The 21,767-nt window shown below is 43.7% G+C and carries 21 protein-coding genes; 9 read left to right on the forward strand and 12 right to left on the reverse strand.

The window, feature by feature from the left end; all coding sequences use genetic code 11:
* Positions 1-274: 274 nt before the first annotated feature.
* The 4 genes from A1019T_RS05930 to lgt form a co-directional block, all read right to left on the reverse strand.
* Positions 275-1,819: a phospholipase D family protein gene (locus A1019T_RS05930; RefSeq protein WP_077450853.1), complete on the reverse strand. Its 1,545-nt coding sequence runs from the start codon at positions 1,817-1,819 to the stop codon at positions 275-277.
* 165 nt (positions 1,820-1,984) lie between these two features.
* Positions 1,985-2,566 carry a dihydrofolate reductase gene (locus A1019T_RS05935; RefSeq protein WP_077450854.1) on the reverse strand — a complete coding sequence of 194 codons (582 nt, stop codon included), beginning with the start codon at positions 2,564-2,566 and terminating at the stop codon, positions 1,985-1,987.
* A gap of 67 nt (positions 2,567-2,633) precedes the next feature.
* A complete protein-coding gene (locus tag A1019T_RS05940) occupies positions 2,634-3,494 on the reverse strand; it encodes a thymidylate synthase (RefSeq protein WP_208608043.1) in 861 nt (286 codons plus the stop codon).
* Positions 3,495-3,524: 30 nt separating this feature from the next.
* Positions 3,525-4,409: a prolipoprotein diacylglyceryl transferase gene (gene lgt, locus A1019T_RS05945; protein WP_077450856.1), complete on the reverse strand. Its 885-nt coding sequence runs from the start codon at positions 4,407-4,409 to the stop codon at positions 3,525-3,527.
* A 227-nt stretch (positions 4,410-4,636) separates the two neighbouring features.
* Here lgt and A1019T_RS05950 point away from each other — a divergent pair, with 227 nt between their 5' ends.
* Positions 4,637-5,455 (forward strand): NRDE family protein, encoded by an 819-nt coding sequence (locus A1019T_RS05950; RefSeq protein ID WP_077450857.1) that lies wholly within the window; start codon positions 4,637-4,639, stop codon positions 5,453-5,455.
* Positions 5,456-5,599: 144 nt separating this feature from the next.
* On the opposite strand, the gene A1019T_RS05955 is transcribed toward A1019T_RS05950, so the two are convergent.
* Positions 5,600-6,121: an RNA pyrophosphohydrolase gene (locus A1019T_RS05955; protein WP_077448780.1), complete on the reverse strand. Its 522-nt coding sequence runs from the start codon at positions 6,119-6,121 to the stop codon at positions 5,600-5,602.
* Between the two features lie 479 nt (positions 6,122-6,600).
* On the opposite strand from A1019T_RS05955, the gene A1019T_RS05960 reads away from it, so the two are divergent.
* From A1019T_RS05960 to A1019T_RS05970, 3 genes are all read left to right on the forward strand, one after another.
* Entirely contained in the window at positions 6,601-8,487 is a 1,887-nt protein-coding gene (locus A1019T_RS05960; protein WP_077450858.1) for an autotransporter domain-containing protein, read from the forward strand.
* A gap of 286 nt (positions 8,488-8,773) precedes the next feature.
* Positions 8,774-9,184: an OsmC family protein gene (locus tag A1019T_RS05965; RefSeq protein ID WP_425271934.1), complete on the forward strand. Its 411-nt coding sequence runs from the start codon at positions 8,774-8,776 to the stop codon at positions 9,182-9,184.
* Between the two features lie 90 nt (positions 9,185-9,274).
* Positions 9,275-9,700, forward strand: a complete 426-nt coding sequence (locus A1019T_RS05970; protein WP_077450860.1) for an MAPEG family protein — start codon at positions 9,275-9,277, stop codon at positions 9,698-9,700.
* A gap of 118 nt (positions 9,701-9,818) precedes the next feature.
* Here the strand turns inward: A1019T_RS05970 and A1019T_RS05975 are convergent, their stop codons facing one another.
* From A1019T_RS05975 to hisIE, 6 genes are all read right to left on the reverse strand, one after another.
* Positions 9,819-10,790: a tRNA dihydrouridine synthase gene (locus A1019T_RS05975; RefSeq protein ID WP_077450861.1), complete on the reverse strand. Its 972-nt coding sequence runs from the start codon at positions 10,788-10,790 to the stop codon at positions 9,819-9,821.
* Positions 10,791-10,887: 97 nt separating this feature from the next.
* On the reverse strand, positions 10,888-12,402 hold the full coding sequence (locus A1019T_RS05980; protein ID WP_077450862.1) for a UvrD-helicase domain-containing protein: 1,515 nt from the start codon (positions 12,400-12,402) through the stop codon (positions 10,888-10,890).
* A gap of 318 nt (positions 12,403-12,720) precedes the next feature.
* Entirely contained in the window at positions 12,721-13,569 is an 849-nt protein-coding gene (tatC, locus tag A1019T_RS05985; protein WP_077450863.1) for a twin-arginine translocase subunit TatC, read from the reverse strand.
* A complete protein-coding gene (gene tatB, locus A1019T_RS05990; protein ID WP_077450864.1) occupies positions 13,566-14,225 on the reverse strand; it encodes a Sec-independent protein translocase protein TatB in 660 nt (219 codons plus the stop codon). Before tatB ends, tatC begins: the two co-directional genes overlap by 4 nt.
* A 54-nt stretch (positions 14,226-14,279) precedes the next feature.
* Complete coding sequence (gene tatA / locus A1019T_RS05995; protein WP_077450865.1) at positions 14,280-14,534, reverse strand: twin-arginine translocase TatA/TatE family subunit; 255 nt, start codon at positions 14,532-14,534, stop codon at positions 14,280-14,282.
* A 126-nt stretch (positions 14,535-14,660) separates the two neighbouring features.
* Positions 14,661-15,602 (reverse strand): bifunctional phosphoribosyl-AMP cyclohydrolase/phosphoribosyl-ATP diphosphatase HisIE, encoded by a 942-nt coding sequence (gene hisIE / locus A1019T_RS06000; RefSeq protein ID WP_077450866.1) that lies wholly within the window; start codon positions 15,600-15,602, stop codon positions 14,661-14,663.
* Positions 15,603-16,091: 489 nt separating this feature from the next.
* Here hisIE and rpmI point away from each other — a divergent pair, with 489 nt between their 5' ends.
* From rpmI to A1019T_RS06025, 5 genes are all read left to right on the forward strand, one after another.
* Entirely contained in the window at positions 16,092-16,289 is a 198-nt protein-coding gene (rpmI, locus tag A1019T_RS06005) for a 50S ribosomal protein L35 (RefSeq protein ID WP_007394883.1), read from the forward strand.
* A 90-nt stretch (positions 16,290-16,379) separates the two neighbouring features.
* Positions 16,380-16,736, forward strand: coding sequence for a 50S ribosomal protein L20 (rplT, locus tag A1019T_RS06010; protein ID WP_007394884.1), 357 nt, complete (start codon positions 16,380-16,382; stop codon positions 16,734-16,736).
* Between the two features lie 217 nt (positions 16,737-16,953).
* A complete protein-coding gene (gene pheS, locus A1019T_RS06015; protein ID WP_244156553.1) occupies positions 16,954-18,069 on the forward strand; it encodes a phenylalanine--tRNA ligase subunit alpha in 1,116 nt (371 codons plus the stop codon).
* A gap of 73 nt (positions 18,070-18,142) precedes the next feature.
* Positions 18,143-20,554 (forward strand): phenylalanine--tRNA ligase subunit beta, encoded by a 2,412-nt coding sequence (pheT, locus tag A1019T_RS06020; RefSeq protein WP_077450867.1) that lies wholly within the window; start codon positions 18,143-18,145, stop codon positions 20,552-20,554.
* A 234-nt stretch (positions 20,555-20,788) separates the two neighbouring features.
* A complete protein-coding gene (locus A1019T_RS06025; RefSeq protein ID WP_077450868.1) occupies positions 20,789-21,115 on the forward strand; it encodes an integration host factor subunit alpha in 327 nt (108 codons plus the stop codon).
* Between the two features lie 209 nt (positions 21,116-21,324).
* Here A1019T_RS06025 and A1019T_RS06030 read toward each other — a convergent pair whose 3' ends face one another.
* Positions 21,325-21,633: a hypothetical protein gene (locus A1019T_RS06030; RefSeq protein ID WP_244156554.1), complete on the reverse strand. Its 309-nt coding sequence runs from the start codon at positions 21,631-21,633 to the stop codon at positions 21,325-21,327.
* Positions 21,634-21,767 lie beyond the last annotated feature (134 nt).

The raw sequence follows: 21,767 nt of genomic DNA on the forward strand, positions 1-21,767 counted from the left end.
CAGGATCTATTAATTCACTAAATTGTTCTAGGGTGTCTGGAATCCTTTTATGCGTCTCATTAATAGCGTCTTGTAGTCTCATAGTAAAATAGCCCATCTACTTATTAGATGGGCTATTTTATTACTTTTATTGAGTTTTTGCCTTAACTGACTGGCATTACATTATGGGCGGCTTTTTTAGGTTGTTATATTAGTCTGCGAGTATTTAGTTGATATTTTTTCACACTTATTGATTTGATACCTATTGAGATGAGTCAATATAGAACTTAAAGGGCTACAGTAACCATTCGATTGGCAATAAAGAGCATATCCATACCCCAATACGAGCCCAGACTGTGCTATGCGGTTCATCGTCAAATTCAACTATTTGATGGTCTTCAAGGGTCTCCCAGTGCAGTTTACCTTTCGAGGTTTTACTCACCTTATAACTGTATTCCATTTGTTTTTGTTTCATGTTGTCTGCCAGATAACGGGCCATCTCTTCACTGTCAAAAACAAACCCCATTTCGGTATTTAACGCTGCTGAACGAGGATCCATATTAAAAGACCCAACAAATAGCGTTTTATTATCAATAATAAAAGTTTTGGCGTGTAAGCTGGCACCACTACTTTTGATGATACCGCCATGGTTTTTGGTAACGACCGTCGCCTGAGGCTTCAGCTCGTATAGGGAGATACCGGCAAGCAGTAAGGGTTTACGGTATTTGGCATAACCTGCGTGTACTGGGACTACGTCGGTAGCGGCTAGAGAGTTGGTCAGTACAGCGACCTCTTTACCTTCGTTGGCCAAACGACGAAATAAAGCGGATCCTTGTTTGGCCGGGACAAAATAAGGAGAGATAATCAGCAGCTCTTCTTTGGTGTCTTGCATTAAGGGCACAATATGCGCCAGTACCGAGTCCGCTTCCTTTGATTTCTGTAATACCTTGGCCGGATCATCACTGATAAGATCTACCTCAGTCCAAATTAGGGGCAGTGATCCGTCATGCAATTGCTTAACGAAATTCGATTCTCCCAATTCTTCTAAGAAAATTTGCGTTTCTCTATCTTTTGCAGGGGTGGTATCGAAAGGGTCGGAAGGGATATGCTTTACAATACTTTGTAGCGGATAAGAAGACTCACTGGCCCAGTAGCGGTCAAAGTCTTGTTCCACATCCTTGGCGGCTGGGCCTATTGCAGTCATATCTAAGTCTGCAAATAATACACCACTACCAAAACCAAAGTACTCATCACCTACGTTACGACCCCCAGTTACTGTCACCAGCCCATCGGCAGTAAACGACTTATTGTGCATACGACGATTTAACCGAAAAAAGTCACTTAAGTAGCCCAAAGGACGAAAAGTACGCTGCATAAAGGGGTTGAATAAGCGTATCTCAATATTGGGGTGTGCATTAACGCTGGCAAGCAAATCATCCATGCCGCCAGTATTATTATCATCGAGTAACAGGCGAACACGGACGCCGCGCTCAGCAGCTTGATATAAGCTTTGCATCAATAGGTGGCCTGTGGTGTCATCATGCCAAATATAATATTGGACGTCTAAGGTCTTTTGGGCTGAAGCCGCTAATGACAATCGGGCCAAAAAAGCCTTGTGGCTATCATCGAGCAGATAGATACCACTAAGCCCAGGGTGTTGCTGCATCGAGGGCAGAAACTTTTGGGCCAAAGTTGTATTAGGGTCAACTGGTAAATAATGAGATACAGTGCGATCCGTATTGTCAGGCAAACTTTTATAAGTAAGGATTGCCACAAGACTCAACAGAGCAATTAAGCTGACAATAAAAAGCAAAATTATTTTTAAGGTCTTTATTAACATAGGGCTGCTCTTTTGGGATAACACAGTATTGTGACGAAAGGGTCTACATCTTAGTCATAATAGCAGGAGAATGAGAATAAAAAAGCCCGCTAAAAGCAGCAGGCTTAAGTTGATGAGTTTTATGCCATATAACCTTTATTTACCTAAACTAGGTTAAGCTTCAAACTAATCTTTTTTGTGCATATAGGTCACAAACTTATAGCTTAAGCCGCTATTTTCATCAGTGAAGGGCTCTGACTCTTCGGTTAGCTCAAAGTTATCTGGTATTTCTGGATAAAAAGCATCTCCCTCTTCAATGATAGTATCCACCACGGTCAACTCGATACGGTCAGTAAATATTAACGCGTTTTTAAACACTCTTTCGCCGCCGATAACCCAAATGGTTTCAAACTTTAAACCATGAGCGACATTGGCAGCATGGGTCAAGGCATCATCCAAATTATGGACCACATGCACATCTTCAAGACCTTCCAAGCCCTTTTTTTTCGCATAATCTAATTGAGTAGTGATGATAAAGTTCACGCGTTTTGGTAGCGGTTTTGATCCCATAGATTCAAAGGTTTTACGGCCCATAATGACGATACCTTTTAGGCCAGTGTCGACATAAGTATCGGTCTCGGCAGTCGTCATGGCTTTGAAGTGCTTTAAATCGTTGGGAATATGCCAAGGTAAGTCGTTACCTTTACCGATACAACGGTTGCTGCTAATGGCAGCGATTTGGGCAACTTGAGTATGGGCATAGCTCATAAAAAGGTCCTTAATCAATAATAAATTATTATTTTTATAGATCGCTTAGGGCAATGGAGCTGTTAGTTTATACCGCTACTGGCGCTTTAATAGCTGGATGCGATTTATAGTTCTCTACTCGAATGTCATCAAAGGTAAAATCAAAAATATCTTTGATTTCAGGGTTTAACCATAAGCTGGGTAGCTCATAAGCTTCTCGAGACAGCTGCTCGTTTACCTGTTCAATATGGTTTTGATATAAGTGACAGTCGCCGCCAGTCCAAATAAATTCGCCCACTTCTAAATCACAAACTTGGGCAATCATGTGAGTTAATAAAGCATAGCTGGCAATATTAAACGGTACGCCTAAAAATAAGTCGGCTGAACGCTGATATAGCTGACAAGACAGCTTGCCATCTGCTACGAAGAACTGGAATAGGGTGTGACAAGGGGGCAGGGCAACTTGCGTGGCCTCCGCAGGGTTCCAGCCCGAAACAATCAAACGGCGAGAGTTTGGGTTGGTTTTGATTTGCTCAATAACTTCGCTAATTTGATCGATACCATCTTGATTATAGCTGCCATCTTCAGCCTTAGTGGCGCCATAGTTGCGCCACTGATGACCATAAATTGGACCAAGCTCTCCTTCAGGACGACCAAAGCGAGCGGTTTGTTCAGCAGTTGACCACTCATTCCAAATACGGACATTATGATCTTGTAAGTACTTCACATGGGTATCGCCTTTTAAAAACCAAAATAACTCGTAAGTAATTGATTTCATATGAACTTTTTTGGTAGTTAATAGCGGAAAGCCCTCTTGTAGGTCAAAACGCAACTGGGCGCCAAAATGACTAAGAGTGCCGGTGCCAGTGCGGTCCCCTTTTTCGGTACCATGGTCACGCACGTAGCGGATTAAATCAAGATAGGCGGCTTCATTTTTGCTAGTTATCATAGTCATACTGTCAAATCATCAAAAGGTAAATTAAGAGTGAGTGGCGTATTTGCCCCAGTCGTATTGCTGACGACGATAGGCCAGAACCATTAATACAGCGCCAATAATAATCATGGGCAGGGTATAAAGTTGGCCTTTACTCATCCAACCAAAAATCAGGGCATAGCCTTCATCAGGCTGACGGAAAAACTCGATGGTAAAGCGGCTCAATCCATAACACAGCATAAATAACGCCGTAACCGCCATGCGTGGATGGGGTTTGGAAGAAAACCACCATACTAATATGAAGGTTAATAAGCCTTCTGCAAAGGCCTCATACAGCTGTGAGGGGTGACGGGGAAGCAGGTAATTACCGTTCACATCTGTCATTAAAGACTGTAGTGCAGGGTTGGTGGCAATTAGTGCAGCATCAAAATTTACCGCTTGAGGGAAATAGGTTAGCCAGTTGTAGCCCCCGTCTGAGACACGGCCCCAAAGCTCGCCGTTGATATAGTTGCCAATTCGACCAAATAGTAAGCCTGTAGGCACACAAGGCACAATAAAGTCTAAAACATTAAAGATCGGTTTTTTGTATTTTTTCGCAAAGTAAATCATGGCTAGGGCAACGCCTATAAAACCACCATGGAAAGACATGCCTCCTTCCCATACTCTGAACAGATACATTGGGTTTTCAAGCAGCTCGCTAAATTGATATAAAAGGACGTAACCAATGCGGCCACCCAAAATGACACCCAAGGCCCCAAAAAATACTAGGTCGGAAACCATCTCTGTGCTCCAGCCTTCACGCTTGGTACTGCGGTACCAAGCCAGTCCATAGGCGGCGACAAAGGCGAGCAGGTACATAAAACCGTACCAGTGCACTTGAAGGGGGCCAAGTGAAAAAGCGACAGGGTCGAATTGAGGATGAATCATCATGAGCAAGGTCTACCTGATTATATTATGGCTGTCATAATAGCAAAAATAGACCATTAAGACATTAACTGTGCAGTGTATTTGAGTGGGGTGAAAAATAAGCCAATCTCTCATGTAAAAAAGCCCTCATTCACACGGGTCATAATCAGTTATCAGATGGATAAATCAATGAGACTGCCCCATAATATAAAGACTAATACTATCCTCTCTATGCCTATTAAGGAAAACCTATGTGTATTGCCGCCATTGCCTGGCAGTTGTTTGATGAGCTGCCCTTAGTGATCTTGTCTAACCGCGATGAGTTTTTGCAGCGGCCCACCACATCGGCACACCAATGGTTTGATTTACCTATTTATGCTGGTCGTGATGATCAAAGTGGTGGTACTTGGCTCGGCATTCATCAGCAACCATTAGCTTCAAGTAAACAGTTTAGTCAAAATGGACGTTGGGCGGCGGTATTGAATTTTCGAGATGGGGTGCAAGCTGCCCCGGATCAGCGTTCTCGAGGGGAGCTGGTTACCGACTTTTTGAGTAGTGATTTATCGCCTTTGGCCTATGCTCGGCAAGTGGATTTGCAGGCTTATGCGGGCTTCAATTTAATTGTCGGCGATGATAAACAAGCAGTGTTGGTCAACAACCGGGGCTATCCGCCCACGCCACTGCACAGTGGACTACATATTATCTCCAATGGTCAACCGGATGATGCTTGGTTTAAATCTGAGCGTTTGCGGGGCCGAGTACGCCAAGAAGTGCTACCTTTAATCAGTGAAAGCTTAGAGTTTCATCAGGGGGACAAGGATTATTGGCTACCTGCAGCGTGGAACGTACTAACCGATACGCTGCAAGCCCCTGATGAGCAGCTGCCCGATACCGGTATGCCCCCTGCTTTAGAGCAAGCCTTATCTTCGATTTGTATTGATACTCCAGAGTTGCCGAATTATGGCACCAGGACTCAGAGTGTTTTGACTTTAAATTTAGTAGCCGACTCCACTCAACAAGATAAGCGTTTACCACTACTTAGTCTGCAAAGTCGAGAATATGCTGTATAGCATGAGGGTTAATAGTCTATCCAGTAACTCATAGCATAAAAAAAGAGGCCCATATCAATAGATACAGGCCTCTTTTAGTAAAAAAGTAAAATAAATAGTAATCAAATTAAGCAAAAGAGACTTAAAGGATTCAGCTGTTGGCCATTAAACCTGTAAAAGATGGTTGGTGGTCTCAGGTAAAATCAGCTCTTTTTTTAGCGGTAACTCACGTGCCAGCTCTCGCAGTGCACGGCGATACACGCCTCGCTTAAAATGAACCACTTGACCTAGCGGATACCAGTAGCTTACCCATTCCCAATGGTCAAATTCTGGCTTCGCGGTGTCAAAGCGGATATGTTCAGTATTCGGCTCATCTAGCTGCAGCAAAAACCACTTTTGTTTTTGCCCAATACACAAAGGATGCTGCCCATGACGTATGTAACGTTTGGGTAAGCGATACCTTAGCCAGTTGTCAGTCGCCGCCAAAAGCTTAACGTGTCGAGGATATAAGCCTACCTCCTCCCACAGCTCTCGGTACATGGCATCTAGAGGGGTTTCTCCCTCATCGATACCGCCTTGCGGAAACTGCCAAGAATCATGACCAACTCGTTTCGCCCATAGTACTTGTCCTTGTGTATTTGCCAAGATGATACCGACATTGGCTCTAAAGCCGTCTGCATCAATCATGACGAAAACCTTAATTTAAAAATGTTGAAATACCATCAGTTTTCTGTTTCAAAATTAACTCTGGCTATCTGTTATCGTTTTAATTGCCTCGGCTTAACAGAAATCAGACAAACTGATAAATCATTGCCTATATTAAATCAGTATTTGACGTTAAATGGTAACTATATTTTGATATAAAATGTTTCACAGCCTCGCTAGAAGGTTGCAATCTAGCAATTAGCAGTTTTTAACAATGAAATTGATATATAAGTTATAAATTTCAATGAAATCAATATAGTATCTTTGCATAGAGTAGACATGGAATAAGAGGAGAATTAAAGAATAGTCGCGGTGTTTCAACTGCTATAATATGGGTAGGTATTGCCAAATAAACGCCGAATTTATTGCCTATATTAGGATTTTTGTGTACACTTGTTCACTATTATTATGTGATTCATTTAGTAAACAATTAACCGTTAATTAACGACAAGGAAGTCGAGATGTCTACATATAAACCCACGTCTAATTGCTCTGCAAAAAGAGTTCAATTGCCTGCCGTAAAAACCTTATCAAAAGCGATATTAGCCATTACTTTATCTGGTATGGGTGTTGCACATGCCAGTGATTATAGTAGTGTCACCTTTTTTGGGGATAGCTTGACCGATGGAGGTTACTTTAAACCGGTATTGGATAAAGAAGAGTCTGGTCAATTTACAACCAATCCTGATAATACTTGGGCCACGCCATTCGCAGAGAGTCTAGGTCTAACTTCCACTGCTAATACCATAGATGGTAGTCGAACGGGCAACAACTATGCCATTGGGGGAGCACGAGCAGGAAAAGATGTTCAAAGAGAAGGGTTGCCTGTTGCTTCTACAAAAACTCAGCTAGATAACTATTTAGAAAATAATACGGTAGATTCTAACGGGCTATATTCAGTTTGGATTGGAGCCAATGACCTATTGGCAGTAGTAAAGGATTTACCAAGCAAAGATACGATCATCTCTGAAGCTGTACAGGACCAAGTGGCCGTTATCAACAAGCTACATACCAACGGGGCTAAATATATTTTAGCACCTAATATCCCTGATGTTGGATTAACACCCTACCTTGCGGCAGCAGGGCAGAGCCTACAAGCTTTTGGTACTGGGATGTCTGCTCAATACAATGATGCCTTATATGAAGGGGTAAAAAGCACGGGAGCCAATGTTATTCCGTTAGACACTTTTAGCTTATTGCAAAAAGTTGCAAAAAACCCATCGGCTTACGGCTTTAGCAATATGAATGAGACAGCTTGTGGCTCGGTCAGTTCACTAGAGTGCGGCAGAGATGACATAAAAGAAGGAGCGGAAAACAGTTACTTCTTTGCTGATAGCATTCATCCCACAGGACGTGCGCACCGCATGATTGCCGATTATGCCAATGCGGTAGTCACCGCACCCGGTCAGGTGAGCGTGTTACCTCATATTGCTACTCAGTCGGGCTTAGCCACCAACGAGCGCTTGCAAACCCACATCAATCAGCGTCAAAACCAAAATCATAGCACTCAAAGCATGAGCCCAGAAGGGTGGATATCCGTAAATATCAATGCCCTAGATGTGGCTGGATTTGAGAGTAGTGGTAATGCACAGCTATTAATGGGACTGGATTTTACTCATAGCAGCTTACCAAATGCGATGACCGGGGTTTATGCCAATCTAAGTCGATCAGAACTAGATAGTAGTAAGCGTAGTGGATTGGATAAGGTTGATTTTGATGAGCTGGGGTTAGGCTTGTATCATAGCCGTAATTTAGGCAAGGTGCAGTTGAATGGCGCGTTAGGTTATAGCACTATCGATATGGAACTAAACCGTAAAGTAAGCCTAGATAACTATACTGAGAACTACAATTCAGATGTCGATGGCAGCCGCTACTATGCGTCGTTGCAAGCGGGCTATCCGATGGCGCTAAACGACCTGACTCAGTTTGCCAATACCACCATAACTCCCTATCTAGGCGCTACGGCCAACCGAGTTAAGCTCGATGCGATCAAAGAAGGCACCTCGAACGATCCGCTTGCCATGCAGTTCGATAAGCAGAAATACAATACTATTTATGGGACGTTGGGGGTCAAAGCCAGTAGCCAGTTGAGCAACACGTTAAATGTCTTTGGCGATGTTCATTATCAAAAGCAGTTGGATGACAATCATAAAGAAGTCACAGCACGGGTAAATACCTTATCTGATATGTCATTTACAGCACCAAAAGCCAGCCTTGATGATGACAGCTTTGGGGCTAGCCTTGGCTTGTCTCGTCAGTTTAAATCATTCTTAGGCAATGCCGGCGTGTCATATGCTTCGGGTGATAAAGATGAACTCACCAGCGTATTTATCGAGCTAATTAAATAGTGTTCTCTGATTTGATGTAGTAGATTGCTATGAAATAAAATCGAGGCTGAATAGCTATGACTATTCAGCCTTTTTGTTTTAAAAGTAAGTAAGCTAGAGATAGATAGCCGATAAGCTAAACTGAAGACAACGATTACGTGAAGCATATTTGCATCCCACCCATAGCATGGTACGATTACCTTTATTTTGGCTACTAAGCCGCTTTATTATAAAAATATAACAACTTAAGACAGATAAATAGGACTGCATCATGAGTAATGACACCCCAAGATTAGATCCAAAATCTATGCCACTACAAGGCGACGTGACTTGGAAAGAGGACAAACACTTTATTGGCACTGCACCATCGGGTAAGACCGTTGATATTGATGCCAATAAAGTTGCCGGTGCAAGTCCTATGGAGCTTGTTTTATTGGGTTTGGGTGGTTGTGCCAGCTATGATGTGGTCGGTATTTTGCAAAAGAGCCGTCAAGATATACAAGATGTGCGCTGTGAGTTATCCGCGGTTCGCGCCGATACGGTACCCGCGGTATATACCGACATTCATTTGCACTTTGTGGTGACTGGTAATGATGTTAAAGAAAAACAAGTAGAAAAAGCAGTGGCATTGTCTGCGGACAAATACTGTTCAGCCAGCAAAATGTTAGCAGACGGTGGGGTACATGTTACGCATAGCTTTGAAGTGATTGCCAGTTAATCTCAGGGCATAGCTCTTAGGGCAAACCTAATAGCTAACTAATAAATTAAATAGGCAGTAAATGAGCAGTCGAAACCTAAGGAAGATATGATGAGTTGGTTCTTTGCCTTAATACCAGACACGGCAAATGTGGCTATTTGGACGATGATGATTGCCAGTGCCCTCCCTTTTTTGCTGGCCATGTTGGCTAAGGCGCTGGGTGGGTTTGGTATGGCTGACAACAGTCATCCGCGTGAGGTGGTTGCTAAGTTTACCGGTAGAGCAGCGCGTGCTAACGCCGCTCAGCAAAACAGCTTTGAGAGTTTGCCCGTATTCTTGGCCTCAGTGATCGTTGCCATGTTGTTTTTCGTGCCCCAGATTGTGGTGAACTACCTGGCTGTGATGTATGTGGCTCTACGTCTAATTTATGCCATTGCCTATATCGTCAACCTACCAACTTTACGCTCTATCACTTGGACCTTATCGATGGCTTGTTGTTTTATGCTGTTTTACTTGGCAGTAAAAATGGCTTTCTAAAACCTAGACAGGTTGAAGGTCTTAATAAGCCGTAGATCAAGTTAAAAAAAGGAGCTCGATTGGTATCAAGCTCCTTTTTTGTGGCGAATGGATTACAAGTATAATTTGAAGGCCAAAGTTACCCCATTTGTGCTTGAAGCTTATCCATAATGCTTTGTTTATCGCGTACCCTTTTAATGTCTTCCCACAACTCTTTGGCTTCTACATAGCCTTTACTGAGCATGCCTAGCCACTGTTTATAACGACCAATTAATGCCAAATCGTTTTTGGCTTCGCCTTGAAGAAAGGCAATTTGATGCGTAATTAGCGCCTGCCACGGTAGCGTGATATCTGGATTATCAATTTGGGCCACCAAGTCTGGTCGGGTCACGGCCCCCCGACCTAACATAAGGTGGGCGGTATTGGATTGAGTGGCACAACGCAGGGCATGGTCATGATTCCAGATTTCGCCATTGGCAATCACCGGTATATTAAGCTCTGTAAAGCTGACAATTTTTTCCCAATAAGCCGGAGGTTTATAGCCTTGAGTCTTAGTACGGGCGTGGATCGTCAGCCAGTCGGCGCCACTGTCGGCAATGGCACTTTTAATGTCTTGAAGATTACTGGTATCGGTATAGCCCAAACGTATTTTTGCTGAAACTGGGATATGGCTCGGTGTTTTGGCGCGTACCGCCGAGATAATATCGCGCATTAGATGAGGCTCATCGAGTAGGACGCTTCCGCCACGGTGATTGTTAACAGTCTTAGCGGGGCAACCAAAGTTAATGTCTATCGCCGGTGCTCCTAACTCAGCTGCCACCAGAGCGTTTTCTCCCATTAACTTCGCATTACTACCCAACAGCTGAATATGAATCGGGGTGCCACTTTTGGTACGGCTGTTATTTTTTAATTCAGGCACATAGCGATAAAAGACATGCTCTGGTAACACATGATGGGTAATACGAATAAATTCGCTAACAGACCAATCGTAGGGCCGGCCTAAGTCGCTCGCAATTTGGGTTAGGATCTGACGCATTAGCGGGTCAGTGAGTCCTTCCATAGGAGCCAACAGACGCACAGGATTTGAGAAGAATTGGGCGGAAAAGGACATGGCGATTACACAGACGCAGAAATAAAGGGGGCATGATAGCTTATCTGTAGTAGGACAGCCACCACCTCATGATTTGGGACAGGATAGGGGATAACGACTAAGTCCCGTAAATGACTTTTTTACCCGATTTAAAACCGGAGATTAAGTCCCTAATATTGTGAATATCAAGGTTGTCTTTGGCTCGGGTACAGGCCACATAAAGTAGGCGTAGCTCTTCAGGGCTAATCTTTATCCCATGGGTGGTAACGTCATAATAGAAGTCATCATCAAGTTGTACCCGGTCCCATTCGAGACCTTTGGCTTTATGGGCGGTAGAGATAACATAGTCGGCATCGCGCACATCAGTCAGGCTATTCACCGCTTGTGACAACACCTCCGTACCATGATCATCAACCAGCTTTACTAGCGTTTTAAGATCGCTACCTTCATTGGTCTCCGCGTAATCTTGAACATCACCCCAGTTATAAAAATAAGCAAGCTCTGGCACCCCGTAAGCCGATTTGCCTGCTTTCAAACTCTCCGCGGCTTTACAGAATTTGAGCATTCTATCGGCGTCAGCTTGTAACGCCACTTTATGGCCGTTCTTTAGTCCCGACAAAAGTTGTGCCATCGCCGCGGTGTTGGTACGACATAAAATAGCGTCTTTTTTACCATGCGTTGTTATCTTGTCGGTACTAGAGGTCTTATTGGGATTACCTCTTAAGGGCACCTCTTCTTGTAGCGCTGTTAAAAATAAATTGGCAACATCGGCGATGTCTTCACCGAAACGGAAAGACTGAGTAAGTAGGGTCTGCGGTAAAGGCAGTTTTTTCATGGCATTGATTGCCCCGCGCCACTCATAAATTTGCTGATGAGCGTCACCAACATAGATGACCTGACGCGACTGCTGAGTTAAGATCCCCATCATTAACGGGTCGGCATCTTGGGCCTCATCAAATAAAATAAAATCAGCTGGAATAATGGGCTTTGACAGCGCCCATAGCTTCAGATAAATATCATGTCCAATGCCTGCAGGGTGTCTAGGATCTATCGATTGTTCCCAACGTCTCTCTACAGCAGGATAAAGTATCTCACGCAGTTGCTCTTCGTCAGCAGCCGATATCCAACTGGGGAAGATTAAGTGGCGCGGCGCTGGATGGCTGGCATGGGTGCTACAAAAGTTGCTAACGGCATCACTGACGAACCGAGCTTGGCGGGCAGGAGTTAAATTGACATAGGTAGTTTTGCCTTCCATTTGACGGCGTACTTGGACAGTACGTAGCCCTAGATCATCGCCCAAACGTTTGGGTGAAAAACGCGGTAGTGAAAGCTTAGCGGTAATATCCCGAGATACGTGGCGGTAGGCCAAAGAGTGAAAGGTACGACAGTCTATGTGACCAGGAAACTTTTGTTTGGCTTCATTGGCAATGCCTTTGTTAAAAGCCAAATATAAGCCACGACCGCGCAGACGTTCAGCGATAAGTTTTAGCGTGGTGGTTTTACCGGCACCGGCATAGGCCACTATTTTAAAAGACTTACCATCCATGGCCATGTTTAAAGCAGCCAACTGCTCATCGGTCGGGTCACTCATATAGGCTGGCATGGGTGCTGACGATAAAGCAGTTACAGACATATTATTACCTATAGATAAAAAAAAGAGGGCTAAAAAAACCATTGACGAAGCAATGGTAGCTGGCAAAGCTCATTGATGAACTGGCGGTTTGTTGTCTATTTAAAAGGCTATAAAGCCTTCAAATAGAGCGATAAAAAAAAGATATAGGAGCCAAAGCTTGGCTAGATGCTGGGTGACTAATCACGACTCCGAGTTAGTCGCAAGGAGTCGAAGATTATTATAGCAGATTAAAGGGGCTGAAAATTTAAACGGTGTATTTAGCAGAGACTGATCAGTAATTGGCAGTAATTGGCAGTAATTGGATTTTATCTTTGGCCATCATTGTTCTTCATCAGTGAGAGCGGCTTTTTTCTCTTTTACCAAGATACGGGCCAATAATAAGCCAATCTCAAATAATAAAATCATGGGAATGGCCAGTAAAAACATAGAAGGCACATCAGGAGGTGACATAACCCCCGCAGCCGCAAAACAAGCCACTATTACGTAGCGTCTTTTATCAGCCAATGTGGCGACGGACACAATGCCAGTAACGACTAAGATTAGAACCACCACAGGAATCTCAAAGGTAATTCCAAACAGCATCAATAGCTTGGTCACGAAGCTAAGATAACTCTCAATATCGGTCATAGGGACGATATTTGAGGGAGAAAAGGCAATCAAAAAGCTAAGTGCTCGTTTTAGCACAATGAAGTAGGCAAAGGCCACACCGGTATAAAACAAGACGATTGAGGAGAGTAGAATAGGTATGGCTATTCGTTTTTCGTGCTTATATAAGCCTGGAGCAACAAAAGCCCAAATCTGATACAGGATAAAAGGCATCGCAAAAAAGACTGAGGTAAGCAGCGTCAGCCGAATAGGCGCCATGAAGTTGGCCACTGGATCGATGGCAATCATGGTAGAAGCTGTGGGTAATATCTCTACTAGGGGCTCAGAGATAATATCGTAGAGCTCACGCGAAAAACCCACCAAGCCTAAGAAAATAACCGAAACCACCACCATGATTTTAATCAGATGCGCTCTCAACTCGACCAAATGCTCGGTAAGGGGCATGTCTGCTAAATCGTCTTCATTAGCAGTTGTATCAGAGGAGCTCTTGGTCTCATGATCGGTTACCGACTCTTTGTCTGTAGAGGCGAAGCGCTGCTTCTTTTTTTTGAATAAACTCATGGTCTGACCTCAGTCGGCTTAGCTGAGCCAGTGTCTGTTTCTGTTGATGTTACTTGTGTATTGTATAACAACGGGTTGGCGGTATAGTTGGGTAGAAAAGGGGGTGGCGGCAAGCGTCTCACTCGGTCGTAGTCTCCCAGTAAAAACCACATGTTTTCCCAAGGGCGGGTCATTTGCGGTGCAGAAGGTTCAACAGGTTGCGCTGCAACAGAGGTATCTGCTTTTGATGAGTCAGGGCTGTTCACAGAGCCATAAGCGTAATTGGTATCGCTATCAGTATTTGGATTGGCATTAGCAACAGGATGCACCCACTCTTTTTCTCCAGTGTTGCCCGTAGGCTTGCCCGATTGCAATTGTTTCAACTGAGAATTTTGTTGTTGCTCAAATTCTTGAATACTGCCACGCAGCTGAGCCATCTCTTTTTGCATCTCAGCTTCTGACTCACGGATTTTAGCCAACTCTTGTTGCATTAACTGCCGGGTTTCTGCCAAATCCAGTTCAGCTTCCATCTCAGCCTTCAAAGTGCCTATGGTCCGGCGGAACTTAGAATAATAAGTACCTACCGTACGCACCGCCTGCGGTAACTTTTCGGGACCCAAAACGATGAGCGCAATGATGCCAAACACCATAAGCTCATAAAAACTGAAGTTAAACATAACCGCTTAATATCCTGTCACTGTATTTAGTCGCCCAGAACTCTGTAATAGCCACTAAGATTGATGAGTATCTTCAGCCTTGGTTTTTTCTACAGTTACTTTTACTTCTGTGTTTTCAGAAGCGTCGTGATCAATAACTTTTGGCTGGTTTTTGGCTTTGGCATGGGCCTCTTCTTCATCTTTTACCGCATCTTTAAAGCCTTTTACGGCGCCGCCTAAATCTTTTCCGGCATTTTTTAGTTTTGAGGTGCCGAAGATTAGTAGAGCAATGCCTAGAATAATTAATAACTGCATTGGAGATAGGCTCATGATAGTGTCCTTTTATTTAACTCATTAATTTATAAAAACTTTTCAACGGTTTATGATTCAAGTTGGTGCTGTCTACCCTTAGAGATATCAATAGATATATACAACTAAATAGACCCACCAGACTCCCTATTGAGTACGGCTGTTTTTCTCATCTATACCAGACAGTCCAAAGCGTCTTGCCAATTCTACTAAAACGCGATCAGACCGTATATTAAACCAAGCTAATGTGACAATTGTATGGAACCAGACATCGGCTATCTCATAAATAAGATCATCGGTTAAGGCTGAGTGCTCCTCAGCTAGATCATCCTCTGTGTTGACCACCGCTTCTGTAGTATTGCTAGCAAAGGCCAAATCTTTAGCGGCGATGATAGTTTCAACCGCTTCTTCGCCCACTTTTTCTAAAATTTTATTAAGACCTTTGGCGTACAGGCTAGCGACATAAGAGCTTTTGGCATCGGCCTGTTTGCGTTCCGCCATCACAGCATCTAGGTGTTGTAGCACGGTACTGGCTTCAATAGAGGCTACCGCTTCTGTAGGTTGGCTGATATCCCTATTATCTGTGGCCATTATAGCATTCGATGCCTCAGAGGCAGTAGTGCCATAAATCTCATTAGGGTCTTTAATAACAGGGGCTACAGTCTCCCAGCTGGGTGAGGATGAGGTTAAATCCAGCTTACGATAGAAACAGGATTTGCGGCCAGTATGACAAGCGATATCACCAATTTGAGTCACAGACAATACAATCACATCTGCATCACAGTCCAGATGAATGTCGTGCACAATTTGGGTATGCCCTGATGTTTCTCCCTTGTGCCATAATTTACCGCGTGAGCGTGAAAAGTAGACCGCCGTTTTGGTCTGAGCAGTAAGCTGTAAAGACTCACGGTTCATCCACGCCATCATTAAGATTTCACCGGTGCTCTTATCTTGAGCAATCGCGGGGATTAGCCCCTCTGCGGTATAGCTAATCTCATCTAACCAGCTGGCATTCTTGTTGTGGTTATTGGGGTCAACGTTATGGGGATTAACACTAGTATCAGTCATTGGTTTGTTGGGGTTGGACATGAGGCAGCACCCTATTAATCAGTTAAAACTAAACATCTAAATATTAGGTTTTACAGTGTAAATCAAATAAAGATTCCTCTAGACTTTAGAGGAGAGTAGGCTTGTTATTATAAAGTCTTTTAGCATCTAGCTTTAGTATATAGGTTTATCCTCCAGTCGGCATTATATAGTAAGCCCTGATTTGACTGATAAAAGACAAAAAACAATAAAAATTGGCACTGCGAGGGAGTAGGTAGACAATATTTTTAATTATAAGCCCCAAAAGCCGCCTAAAGGCAGTGAATTTAGTTGGTTAAAAGCTTTGTATCTGATATAATGCGCGCTTCCCACCTCAAGGCAGTGTTGGAATCCTCTTTATAACTAGCACTTAATTGCTATTTATAAAGTAAGATAATCCCACTGACGAACAGGTTTTCCCTTGGCTGTTAAGTCAGCAGTTATCTGTCTCAGATAATGGCATAGACTAGCAACAAAGAATAAGAGGTTCTTATGAAAGTTAAAATGAAAACTAAGCGTGGCGCTGCCAAGCGTTTCAAAAAAACTGCTAATGGCTTCAAGCGCAAACAAGCGTTCAAACGTCACATTCTGACCAAAAAGTCTCCTAAACGTATTCGCCAATTACGTGGTACGAAACTGGTACATGTTGCTGATGTAGCTGCGGTTCGCCGTATGTGCCCTTATTTATAAACCCACTTAATTTCTAACGTTCTTATACTTTATTTTATTTAATGTATTAACAGTATAAGTTCAGGCAAATCAATTTATTAGGAGTATTTTATGGCCCGTGTAAAACGTGGTGTTCAAGCAAACCGTCGTCACAAAAAAATCTTAAAGCGCGCTAAAGGTTATTACGGCGCTCGTTCAAGAGTTTATCGTGTAGCGGTACAAGCAGTAACTAAAGCTGGTCAGTATGCTTACCGTGACCGTCGCAACAAAAAACGTACTTTCCGTCGTCTATGGATCGCTCGTATCAACGCTGGTGCACGTTTAAATGGTTTAAGCTATAGCCGTTTCATCAATGGTCTGAAAAAAGCAAACATCGAAATCGATCGTCGCGTTCTAGCTGACATCGCTATGCATGATGCTGCTGCCTTCACTGCATTGACTGAAAAAGCAAAAGCTGCCTTGGCTTAATTATTAAAACCAAGCCTAAGTAGTTATTATCGTTATAAAAGAAGCCATCGCATATGATGGCTTTTTTTGTTTTATTTGCTTACAATTACTGCAACTAAACATTTATAACTATTATACAAACGCTTAAGTTGCAGCCCCGACTTTGCTATCCTTAAAATCTAGGTGCCTGACGCTTTATTAAGGCTGCCACTAGCTAACAAACTCTGAGAATGCTTACATGACTCAATCTGACGTTTCATCAACTGATTCTACCTCAAATGCCCCAGATACTGCTGCTAGCAATAAGCGCAGGTTAGCTGAGCTGACAGCCAGCTTACCGAGCTTATCTGAGGTACTAAGCGAGTTAACCGAAGCCGAATTGCAAGGCTATGCTGAAGCCGCTAAGTCTGCCATTGGCGAGATTGTTAATGGTACAGATTTACAGCAAATGCGAGTGACACTTACCGGTAAAAAAAGTGCTTTAACCGGCTGGTCGAAGCAAATGGGTAAACTTGATGCTGATAGCAGAAAAACGCTAGGAGGCTGGTTGCATCAAGTCCGAACTCAGATCACTGATACCCTAAATGCGCAGCAACAAGTATTAGAAGAGGCGGCGCTTAACGCCAAGCTTGAAGCAGAACGTGTGGATATTACCTTGCCAGCTCGTGGCCAACAAAAAGGTCAATTGCATCCAGTGACTATGACGGCTCAGCGCATGCAGCAATTTTTCATGCAAGCCGGCTTTAACGTGGCAACGGGTCCTGAAGTTGAAAGTGATTACTATAACTTTGAGGCGTTAAATATCCCGTCGCATCACCCTGCACGTGCTATGCATGACACCTTCTATTTTGATGCCCATTATTTATTACGTACGCATACCAGTCCGGTACAGATTCGTACCATGGAAGCGGGTGAGCCACCAATTCGTATTATCTGCCCGGGCCGTGTTTACCGTTGTGACTCGGATCAGACTCACTCTCCCATGTTCCATCAGCTAGAAGGATTGATGGTGACTGAGCACACCACTTTTGCAGAGCTAAAAGGGCTGATTAATGAGTTTTTGGAAGCCTTCTTCGGCAAGCAGTTAACAGTGCGTTTCCGTCCCTCATTCTTCCCCTTCACCGAGCCATCAGCAGAAGTAGATATCCTAGCAGATAATGGTAAATGGCTTGAGGTGATGGGCTGCGGTATGGTGCATCCTAAAGTATTGACCAACTGTGGTATCGACTCTGAAAAATACACCGGCTTTGCCTTCGGTATGGGTATCGAGCGTTTTGCCATGCTTTATTATGGTATTGATGATTTGCGTTTGTTCTTCCAAAACGATGTGCGATTTTTACGCCAGTTTGGATAAGCTAAAACCGTTATTATTCAATCATACTCTACCAATAACAGACATAATAATTTGACAGCCTTTTGAGAATTCTATGAAAATTAGCGAACAATGGTTACGCGAGTGGGTAAACCCCAATAATGATACGCAAGCTCTAGCCGATCAACTGACTATGGCTGGCCTTGAAATTGATGATATTGAAGCCGTCGCTGCAGAGTTTAGTGGCGTTGTAGTGGGCGAGGTAATCAGTGTTGAGCCGCATCCAGACGCAGATAAGCTAAGAGTGACTCAAGTAAATATCAATGCTGATGCACCGTTACAAATTGTTTGTGGTGCGCCCAACGTTAAAGTCGGTATGCGTGCTCCAGTGGCAACTATCGGCGCTAAGCTACCTACGGAAGATGGCAAAGGCTTTAAAATTAAGAAGAGCAAGCTGCGTGGTGTAGAGTCACAAGGCATGCTATGCGGCGCCTCAGAGATTGATTTACCAGATGTTGTAGATGGCCTACTAGAGCTGCCAGAAGATGCTCCTATTGGCGTTGATATCCGTGAGTATCTCGGATTAGACAATAAAGTGTTAGACATCTCTATCACCCCTAACCGAGGCGACTGTTTTAGCGTGCGCGGTATTGCTCGTGAAATAGGCGTCATTAATGGCCTACCAGTCACAGCGCCAGAGATCAGTGAGCAGCAAGGCGAAGTGGAGGCGACACAAGCGGTAACCATTGATGCTGTTGAAGCTTGTCCTCGTTATTTAGTCCAGCCTGTTTTGGACATTGATCGCAGTATTGAAACGCCAGATTGGATGCAAAAAGCTTTACTACAAAGTGGTCAGCGCTTACATAACTTCTTAGTGGATGTGACCAACTATGTACTGTTAGAGTTGGGTCAGCCATTACATGCCTTTGATGCTGATAAACTGGTGGGGAGTATTCAGGTTCGTCTTGCTAAAGAAGGCGAAACCCTTGAGCTGCTAAACGAACAAACCATTACTTTCAAAGGCGATGAGTTGGTGATTGCCGATGACGAAGGGGCATTGGCATTAGCCGGCATCATGGGCGGCATGCGCAGCAGTGTCACCGACAGCACTACCAATATCGTGTTAGAAAGTGCCTTCTTTGATCAGTTGGCCATAGCCGGCCGTGCCCGCCGCTTTGGACTGCATACCGATGCCTCACAACGTTTTGAGCGTGGGGTGGATTTTGAGCTGCCTAGGCAGGCTTTAAATCGTGCGGTTAATTTGATTAGCAGTGTGGCCAGCGGCAAAGCAGGTAATATTACTGTGGTTGAAAATCTTGATAAGCTGCCAAAAAGAGCCGCGGTTAAGCTACCTCTGCATAAAGTGTCAGAAGTAATTGGCATAGAGATTGAAAAACAGCGTATTATTGAAATATTGACCAAGCTTGAGATTGAAGTAGAAGAGCAGCAACAAGATGGCGTAACGGTACTAAGTTGTTTGCCACCAAGTCATCGTTTCGATATTGAAATCAAAGAAGATTTGATTGAAGAAATTGCGCGTATCTACGGTTATGATAATATTCCAAGCATTTTGCCCAACTTGGGCGTTGATATGCGTTACGATGATAGCGCAGACTTAACCCACCGCTTAAAGCTAGCCATGGTGGATGCCGGTTATATGGAAGCCATCAGCTTTAGTTTTAGCGATGAAAAAATGGAAAAGGCCTTAGACGATGCTAAGCTAGGCAATGTGTTAGCCTTGGCCAATCCTATTTCAGCTGATTTGGCAGTTATGCGCCGTACGTTGTTATCAAGCTTAATTCCCTGTGTTCAGTACAACCTGAATCGTCAGCAGCCTCGCGTCCGCTTCTTTGAAACGGGTCTAAGTTTCGTGGGGGCTATCATAGATGAGTTGGTACAAACCCCAAGCCTAGCGATTGTGGCTACAGGAGAGATTAATCCAGAGCAGGCACACAGTAATCGTGCTATGGATTTCTTTGATTTAAAGCGTGATGTGGAGCAGTTATTACCGGCAACTTTAGAAGAGTCACGCATAAGCTATCAGCGCAGTGAGATGGCATTCTTACACCCCGGCCAAAGTGCTGAGTTACTGATTGATGGCGAAGTAGTAGGCTGGTTGGGTCAATTACACCCTACCGTGGCACAAAAGCTTGACATACCTACGACTTGGGTGGCTCAATTGGCCTTAGCGCCTATCTTGGAAGAGGCTAGAGCGACTCAAAATATTGTCAGCCCCTCTAAGTTCCCACAGGTGCGTCGTGATATTGCTTTACTGGTTGACGCAGAGATCCCGCGTCAGGCTTTATCGCAAACCATTCGTGAAGCGGGTGGTGAGCTGTTACAGCAGCATTGGTTATTTGACGTTTATCAAGGTGAGCACACTCCAGAAGGCGTGCGCTCAGTAGCCTTTGCTTTAATTTGGCAAGATGCTACTCAGACCTTGTCTGATGAAGTTGTCAATCAAGCTATGCAGCGTGTCATTGATGCCTTACAAAGTCAACATGGGGCACAGTTAAGAGACAGCTAACAGCCCGTCTTTGATTTAAAAAGTAGTGTTTAATATTGAAATACAGTTAACCCTATAAATTAGCGGTTAACTTATTTTAGGAGGGGGAGTGCCTCCTTCCTAAATTTTGCGTTGAAGTTAAGTGACGCATTAGGAGAAGGCCTGGCGAGTAGGAAGCTTAAAAGGCGTTTGTATTATAATAATTCTCGGTCTCTATAGACCATTTCAAGAGTTTTACACGATAAGGAAGCCGTAATGACAGTAAAAAACTCAGAAACACAGACGTTAACCAAGGCGGATATTATTGATCATTTGGTTGGCAAATTTGGTTTTACAAGACAGCAGGGAAGGCTGTTAGTAGATTCATTCTTTGATGAGATTTATGATAATTTAGTCGAGGGCAGAGATGTTAAGCTTTCTGGCTTTGGCAATTTTATTTTAAAAGATAAAAAAAGCCGACCAGGACGCAATCCTAAGACAGGTGAGGAAGTGCAAATTTCCGCTCGTCGCGTGGTTACTTTTAAAGCGGGTCAAAAGCTATGCCGCCAAGTAGAGGATTATCAGCTTCAGTCTGAAGCTTAGCCTAGACATTAAAAATCAAAATAAGCCAATGATAGAGTAAGAGTCGGATAGAAGTACTCTTTATCAGTCATTGGTTTTTTTATGGCCATCAATTAATCAGCCGCACTTTAATTAACTCATTGTAGAAATAAAAAAAGAGAGCCAAAAGGCTCTCTTTTTTTGTACTATTGTTAGTAAATTTACTAGACAATAGGTTTTCTATAGCTAGATTACTGAGCAGCAGCTTCAGTAGTAGCGTCAGCAGCAGCTTCGCCTTCAGCCATTGCTTCGTTAGCAGCAGCGTCAGTATCGATGTTGTTAGCTTCTTCAGCAGCTTCAGCATCACCAGTAGCAGCAGCAACTTCAGCTTCAGCAGCAGCGTCTTGAGCGTCAGCAACAACTTCTTGCTCAGCACCAACAGTTTCGCCTTCAGCAGCAGCTTGGTCAAGCTCTACTTGTGCGTCTTGTAGCTCTTCTTGAGCGTCGTTTACATCTTCAACAGCGTTTTCTTTGTTGCTATCACAAGCTGTTAAACCCATAGTAGCTGCCATTAAGCCTGAAAGTGCAAGTAGCTTAAGTTTCTAATTTTTTAGGGATAGCAAACCAAAATTCACGACGTAAATGAGTGTTTCAATATGAGATCAAGGTGGCTACGGCTTTATCACCAGTCGCC

It is taken from the genome of Psychrobacter piechaudii, from assembly GCF_900162825.1.
Taxonomy (GTDB): domain Bacteria; phylum Pseudomonadota; class Gammaproteobacteria; order Pseudomonadales; family Moraxellaceae; genus Psychrobacter; species Psychrobacter piechaudii.

Excerpts from the sequence above, each read along its gene's own strand:
- A1019T_RS05930 (WP_077450853.1), bottom strand. The coding sequence starts at position 1,819 with ATGTTAATAAAGACCTTAAAAATAATTTTGCTTTTTATTGTCAGCTTA.
- A1019T_RS05935 (WP_077450854.1), bottom strand. The coding sequence starts at position 2,566 with ATGAGCTATGCCCATACTCAAGTTGCCCAAATCGCTGCCATTAGCAGC.
- A1019T_RS05940 (WP_208608043.1), bottom strand. The coding sequence starts at position 3,494 with ATGATAACTAGCAAAAATGAAGCCGCCTATCTTGATTTAATCCGCTAC.
- lgt (WP_077450856.1), bottom strand. The coding sequence starts at position 4,409 with ATGATGATTCATCCTCAATTCGACCCTGTCGCTTTTTCACTTGGCCCC.
- A1019T_RS05950 (WP_077450857.1), top strand. The coding sequence starts at position 4,637 with ATGTGTATTGCCGCCATTGCCTGGCAGTTGTTTGATGAGCTGCCCTTA.
- A1019T_RS05955 (WP_077448780.1), bottom strand. The coding sequence starts at position 6,121 with ATGATTGATGCAGACGGCTTTAGAGCCAATGTCGGTATCATCTTGGCA.
- A1019T_RS05960 (WP_077450858.1), top strand. The coding sequence starts at position 6,601 with ATGTCTACATATAAACCCACGTCTAATTGCTCTGCAAAAAGAGTTCAA.
- A1019T_RS05965 (WP_425271934.1), top strand. The coding sequence starts at position 8,774 with ATGCCACTACAAGGCGACGTGACTTGGAAAGAGGACAAACACTTTATT.
- A1019T_RS05970 (WP_077450860.1), top strand. The coding sequence starts at position 9,275 with ATGAGTTGGTTCTTTGCCTTAATACCAGACACGGCAAATGTGGCTATT.
- A1019T_RS05975 (WP_077450861.1), bottom strand. The coding sequence starts at position 10,790 with ATGTCCTTTTCCGCCCAATTCTTCTCAAATCCTGTGCGTCTGTTGGCT.
- A1019T_RS05980 (WP_077450862.1), bottom strand. The coding sequence starts at position 12,402 with ATGTCTGTAACTGCTTTATCGTCAGCACCCATGCCAGCCTATATGAGT.
- tatC (WP_077450863.1), bottom strand. The coding sequence starts at position 13,569 with ATGAGTTTATTCAAAAAAAAGAAGCAGCGCTTCGCCTCTACAGACAAA.
- tatB (WP_077450864.1), bottom strand. The coding sequence starts at position 14,225 with ATGTTTAACTTCAGTTTTTATGAGCTTATGGTGTTTGGCATCATTGCG.
- tatA (WP_077450865.1), bottom strand. The coding sequence starts at position 14,534 with ATGAGCCTATCTCCAATGCAGTTATTAATTATTCTAGGCATTGCTCTA.
- hisIE (WP_077450866.1), bottom strand. The coding sequence starts at position 15,602 with ATGTCCAACCCCAACAAACCAATGACTGATACTAGTGTTAATCCCCAT.
- rpmI (WP_007394883.1), top strand. The coding sequence starts at position 16,092 with ATGAAAGTTAAAATGAAAACTAAGCGTGGCGCTGCCAAGCGTTTCAAA.
- rplT (WP_007394884.1), top strand. The coding sequence starts at position 16,380 with ATGGCCCGTGTAAAACGTGGTGTTCAAGCAAACCGTCGTCACAAAAAA.
- pheS (WP_244156553.1), top strand. The coding sequence starts at position 16,954 with ATGACTCAATCTGACGTTTCATCAACTGATTCTACCTCAAATGCCCCA.
- pheT (WP_077450867.1), top strand. The coding sequence starts at position 18,143 with ATGAAAATTAGCGAACAATGGTTACGCGAGTGGGTAAACCCCAATAAT.
- A1019T_RS06025 (WP_077450868.1), top strand. The coding sequence starts at position 20,789 with ATGACAGTAAAAAACTCAGAAACACAGACGTTAACCAAGGCGGATATT.
- A1019T_RS06030 (WP_244156554.1), bottom strand. The coding sequence starts at position 21,633 with ATGGGTTTAACAGCTTGTGATAGCAACAAAGAAAACGCTGTTGAAGAT.